Genomic DNA, 5,361 nt, shown 5'->3' on the forward strand with positions numbered 1-5,361 from the left:
ACCCCGACTTTTTTTTCAAGTCTAATAGATTTGAAGGGGTTTTTGTTTTTCAATATATGGTGGGCCCAGTAGGACTTGAACCTACGACCAAAGGATTATGAGTCCTCTGCTCTAACCAACTGAGCTATGGGCCCTAACGTTAGACGCATAATGATACCTGATTTTTTTTAAATTTTCAAGTAAAAGATAACAACTAAACGAAATTATTCAGCTATTATCGCTTATTTGTTAAATATTACCACCAGCGAGGGTCAAACTACGGCCACCATCGACGTTAATAATCTCTCCTGTGACATAGCTGGCTTTTGCCAAATACAGCACGCTGTGGGCGATATCATCTGGCGTACCGATCCGCTGTATAGGAATAGAGTCGATAATACTCTGTTGCTGTGTGTCGTCAAGCGCTTGGTCACTATCGGCTTCAGGTAAAATGTTTACCCCAGGTGCAATCCCATTAACACGAACATAAGGCGCCATATCTAGCGCAAGAGACTGTACCATCATACGGTGAGCGGCCTTCGCCATATTATAGACAGTGTAGTGTTTAAACGGTTTATCATGAGCATGAATATCAAGTAGGCTAATAATGCATCCATGCTGCGTTTGCAAATGAGGTAGAAATGCTTGACTCAGTAACAAAGGTGCTTTGGCATTGCTCAAAAACAGCTCGTCCCATTGGACATTGTTAATATCATTGAGCGGAGTCGGGTAAAATCGTGATGCATTATGTACCAGTACATCAAGCCGTCCAAAAGTATCCATGATAGTTTGGACAAATTGAATAAGTAAATGGTCATCGTTGACAATTGCTAAATCCGCAACGACAATTGCCGCACTGTTATCGTGGAGGCTATTGAGCTCGTTTGCTAACGCGTTTGCTTGTTGCTCGCTACGATGACAATGGATAATGACACGATAGCCTTGATGATGTGCTGCTCGAATAATGGCTGCGCCAATACGCTTAGCACTACCAGTAACTAGCATGACTGGCCTGTTACTGTATGAATGGTGATTATTCACTTCAACAGATGGGTTTGTGTCGCTCTTCACTGCGGTTTCGATTGCCATAAAAATACAGTTTCCATCGTCGCTCTTCACTGCGGTTTCGATTGCCATAAAAATACAGTTTCCATCGTCTAATCGTATTTTGTTTAATAAAAAGAGTTAATAGCTATGCTATGACTCTTTTAGCTAGTATTGGCTACAGACTGCTCCAGAGTGACAAGATGCGCCGCACGTGCCTCATTTAACGCTTTGCCGATTGCAGCGCCTGTAATATCTGGATCTATGTTTTCTATACCAATGGCATGAAAGCTGTTTAATGCAAGCATCATTTGACGATGTTGTTTTGCTAACTGTAATACGTGACTGGTGACCAATAGCTGCGAGAGCTTGGCAGAATCTTTGTGAGCGCTACAAGCTTGGATAAGGTCAATTTTTTTCAGCTGCAGACAGACGATCTATAGTATTTAGTCTGCTGGCTTGTTGAATAAATAGGGTTGCAAACTGGGTAGGCGCCTTAGGTACTTTGGCACTGTTGCTTATAGAGGTTATGGCTTTTAGAGCGGCTTTTTTATCCTCAGCCATAATACTTATATTTGGACTGCTTGATGGTATGTCAGGATTAGGGTTCACGAATAATGATTGATCAAGACTAGCCATTAATAATGTCCAGCGCTGGGATAAATTCAACTGCATTTGACCGGCAAAGTATAGCGCCGTCTGCACTGTTTCTCGTATGTGCACATTGCTCCAAGCATGATGCAATGGCGCAAAGTAATCAGTTAGAGCACCGATTGCATATAGCTGCTCCCAATAAACTTGAGGGGAGCTTTGCATGGTGGCACGGTTTGATTCTTGCCAAATGCGCTCTGCACTTAAATGTGCAAGCTCACCTGAGGCGACCAGTTGGCGCATGAGTATGAGAGTTTCCTCAGCGATGTGAAAACCTAAGCTATAATAACGTCCATAAAAGCGCGCGACTCGCAAAACCCGTAACGGATCTTCGCTAAAAGCCTGCGATATATGACGTAAAGTCTTGCTTTGAATATCATCGAGTCCACCATAATAATCAATCACTTCACCGATAAGAGGCGTATCGTCGGTGAGACTGGTTACTTCAATTGCCATCGCATTGATGGTTAAGTCACGGCGCTGTAAGTCATCTTGCAGTGTTACGTCAGGGCTAGCATGCACGCTAAAGCCTTTATAACCATGGCCAAGCTTGCGCTCGGTACGTGCCAATGCATATTCTTCTTGAGTGGTCGGATGCAAAAACACTGGAAAGTCTGCACCGACTTGAATAAAGCCCGCGGCTAGCATCTCATCTACGGTTGCACCTACCACCACAAAGTCTTTATCGATAATAGGGTGATCTAACAGCTGATCACGAACTGCGCCACCAACAAGATAAACTTGCATTGAAACCTCTTTTATTCGCCAAACAAATTTTAATCAGATAAATCTTGCCATCAATTTATTGGAACAAAAAAACCAGTCGATACCATTTGTGACAATGATATGGACTGGTCTTAGTATAGCAAACCACTACTATTAATAATAAATAGTAGTAGCTTATCGATAAAAATAATATGGCAACTATTTCTCGTTTTCTAAATCTTGCGCTTCAGTGACAGCCAGGGCCGTCATATTAACCACGCGACGAGCTGTCGCTGATGGAGTCAAGATATGAACAGGCTTGTTAGAGCCTAATAAGATTGGGCCAATAGAGGCACTGCTTGTTGCTGTTTTAAGCAAATTAAAGGCAATGTTTGCTGCATCGAGCGTCGGTAAAATGAGCAAGTTGGCAGCACCTTTTAAATGACTTGATGGCATATCTTCTAATCGTATATGCTCATTAAGCGCGGCATCACCTTGCATCTCGCCATCAAAATCGAAGTCTACATTCATCTCATGTAGTAGCTCATAGACCTTGCGCATTTTAACTGCACTAGCGCGATCAGAGGTACCAAAGTTTGAGTGTGATACCAATGCGACGCGAGGCGTAATACCGAAACGATGCAATTGATCCGCAGCCAATACGGTCATTTCAGCCAACTGTTCAGCAGTAGGGTCTTCATGAATATAGGTATCAGCAATAAAGATATTGCGATCTTGCATGAGGACAGCATTCATCGCATAAAAATCTTTAACGCCTTCTTTTTTGCCGATGACGTTTTGGACATATTCTAAGTGTAATTGATAATGGCTAAACGTACCACAAATCATGCCTTCAGCATCACCGTTTTCGACCAACAGTGAGCCAATCAAAGTGGTCTTACGACGAACATCGCGACGAGCAAGCTCAATACTAACACCGCGGCGCTTGTTTTTCTCATAATAACCTTGCCAATAGTCTTTATAACGAGGGTCATCATCTTGATTGACAATCGTGATGTTCTCGCCATCTTTTAGACGTAAGCCAAGCCTTTCGATGTTATTTTCAATTACCGCTGGACGTCCAACCAAGATAGGTTTTGCTAGCTTCTCATCAACGACAACTTGTACGGCAAGAAGAATGTTATTGTCTTCGCCTTCACAGTAGACGATACGCTTTGGATCTGACTTCGCACGAGAGAAGATAGGTTTCATCACAAACGCTGAGTTATATACAAACTCTGATAAGCGCTGACGATAAGCATCAAGATCATCAATCGGTAAGGTTGCGACCCCTGAATCCATCGCCGCTTTTGCAACTGCGGAGGCGATCTCGATGATTAAGTTTGGCTCTAGAGGTCCTGGAATTAGATAATCAGGACCAAAGCTTCTCATTCTGTCGGTATTTTTGACGTTTGTAGTTGGCGTCGCTTCAACATGTGCCATCGCGGCAATCGCACGTACGCAAGCGATCTTCATCTCTTCGTTGACAGTCGTTGCACCTACATCTAGTGCGCCGCGGAAGATATAAGGGAAACACAATGCGTTGTTAACTTGGTTTGGATAATCCGAGCGTCCGGTCGCCATAATGACATCTGGACGTACTGAATGCGCCAATTCTGGCATGATTTCAGGCGTTGGGTTGGCGAGGGCAAAGATGATAGGGTTTTTTGCCATACGGCGTACCATATCTGGGCTTAAAATGCCAGGCATTGACAAGCCTATGAACATGTCCACATCGTCCATCACCTCATCAATGGTGCTAGCATCAGTGTCACGAGCATAACGTTGTTTTGATTCGTCTAGATTCTCACGACTAGTGGTGATAATACCGCGTGAATCAGAAACAAAAATATTGTTCTGATCAACACCAAGTGCACAGATAATGTCTAGGCAAGAAATAGCGGCAGCACCAGCACCTGAACAGACGATTTTGATCTCTTCGATCTTTTTACCCGTCAGAATTAGGGCGTTGAGCATGGCAGCAGCAACAATAATTGAGGTACCGTGTTGATCGTCATGGAAGACTGGAATGTTCATACGTTTACGCAGTTCGCGCTCGATTTTAAAACATTCAGGTGCTTTGATATCTTCTAGGTTGATACCACCAAATGTTGGCTCAAGCGATGCCACTGCTTCAATAAATTTGTCAGGATCATTTTGTTGAATCTCAATATCAAAAACATCGATACCAGCGAATTTTTTGAATAATACCCCTTTACCTTCCATCACAGGCTTTGAGGCTAGCGGACCAATATCACCCAAACCCAGTACGGCAGTACCGTTCGTTATAACACCGACCAAATTACTACGTGCCGTATATCTAGCAGCTGTCGTTGGGTCTTTTTGAATTTCAAGACAAGGCACTGCAACACCTGGCGAATATGCTAAAGCTAAGTCGCGCTGGTTGGCCAACTGTTTAATAGGTGTTACCGAGATTTTACCAGGTCTTGGAAACTCGTGATAATGTAGAGCAGCCTGTTCGAACTGCTCTTTATCCGTATTAGGATTATCCGTATTCAAATTGGTATCGTCATTCATAATAATGGCCATTGTTGGAATAAATTGAAATAAAACAAAGTGAGATAAACAAAATAAATTAACGCTTAATCCTAAAACAATCGTTGAACATAAGCTCCAGCAATCGTCACACTAAGAAGCTAATAATCGATTATTAAAAGGAGATGCACAGTCAAAAAAGCGTTAATCTATGATTAGATGGTATCGTAAAGCAGAAAGCTAATAGACTTAGCTATTCTAGCACCATTGATAATTAACTGCCTAGTCACCCATAGCGAAATGCATAACTTATATAATAAATTGATAACGAACATTTAGCCAGTTGATAGTAACAAATTAAGCAAAATTTACAATATATATTCAATATCGTGACTATTGTTTTAAATTCAGTTTAAATTTTACTGTCAATTAAATGGGCTAGTGGTTTCGTCTCAAAATTTTTTAGAAGTGACACGATTTAAAATG

The 5,361-nt window shown here is 42.1% G+C and carries 4 protein-coding genes and 1 tRNA gene; all 5 read right to left on the reverse strand.

Translation table 11 applies throughout. From position 1 onward, the window contains the following. Positions 1–57: 57 nt before the first annotated feature. Positions 58–134, reverse strand: a tRNA-Ile gene (locus PENNN9_RS04440). Between the two features lie 94 nt (positions 135–228). After that, on the reverse strand, positions 229–1,116 hold the full coding sequence (locus PENNN9_RS04445) for a pteridine reductase (protein ID WP_264752898.1): 888 nt from the start codon (positions 1,114–1,116) through the stop codon (positions 229–231). Positions 1,117–1,187: 71 nt separating this feature from the next. Further along, entirely contained in the window at positions 1,188–1,379 is a 192-nt protein-coding gene (locus tag PENNN9_RS12515; RefSeq protein WP_082637988.1) for a hypothetical protein, read from the reverse strand. 52 nt (positions 1,380–1,431) lie between these two features. Beyond that, on the reverse strand, positions 1,432–2,421 hold the full coding sequence (locus PENNN9_RS13540) for a tRNA nucleotidyltransferase (RefSeq protein ID WP_082637989.1): 990 nt from the start codon (positions 2,419–2,421) through the stop codon (positions 1,432–1,434). A 177-nt stretch (positions 2,422–2,598) separates the two neighbouring features. Next, complete coding sequence (locus PENNN9_RS04455; protein ID WP_058368528.1) at positions 2,599–4,917, reverse strand: NADP-dependent malic enzyme; 2,319 nt, start codon at positions 4,915–4,917, stop codon at positions 2,599–2,601. Between the last annotated feature and the right edge of the window lie 444 nt (positions 4,918–5,361).

This window comes from Psychrobacter sp. ENNN9_III (assembly GCF_001462175.1).
In the GTDB taxonomy this organism is placed as follows: Bacteria; Pseudomonadota; Gammaproteobacteria; order Pseudomonadales; family Moraxellaceae; genus Psychrobacter.

What these genes read in the sequence shown, in the direction of transcription:
- PENNN9_RS04445 (WP_264752898.1), bottom strand. Translation starts at nt 1,116, where the DNA reads ATGGCAATCGAAACCGCAGTGAAGAGCGACGATGGAAACTGTATTTTT.
- PENNN9_RS13540 (WP_082637989.1), bottom strand. Translation starts at nt 2,421, where the DNA reads ATGCAAGTTTATCTTGTTGGTGGCGCAGTTCGTGATCAGCTGTTAGAT.
- PENNN9_RS04455 (WP_058368528.1), bottom strand. Translation starts at nt 4,917, where the DNA reads ATGAATGACGATACCAATTTGAATACGGATAATCCTAATACGGATAAA.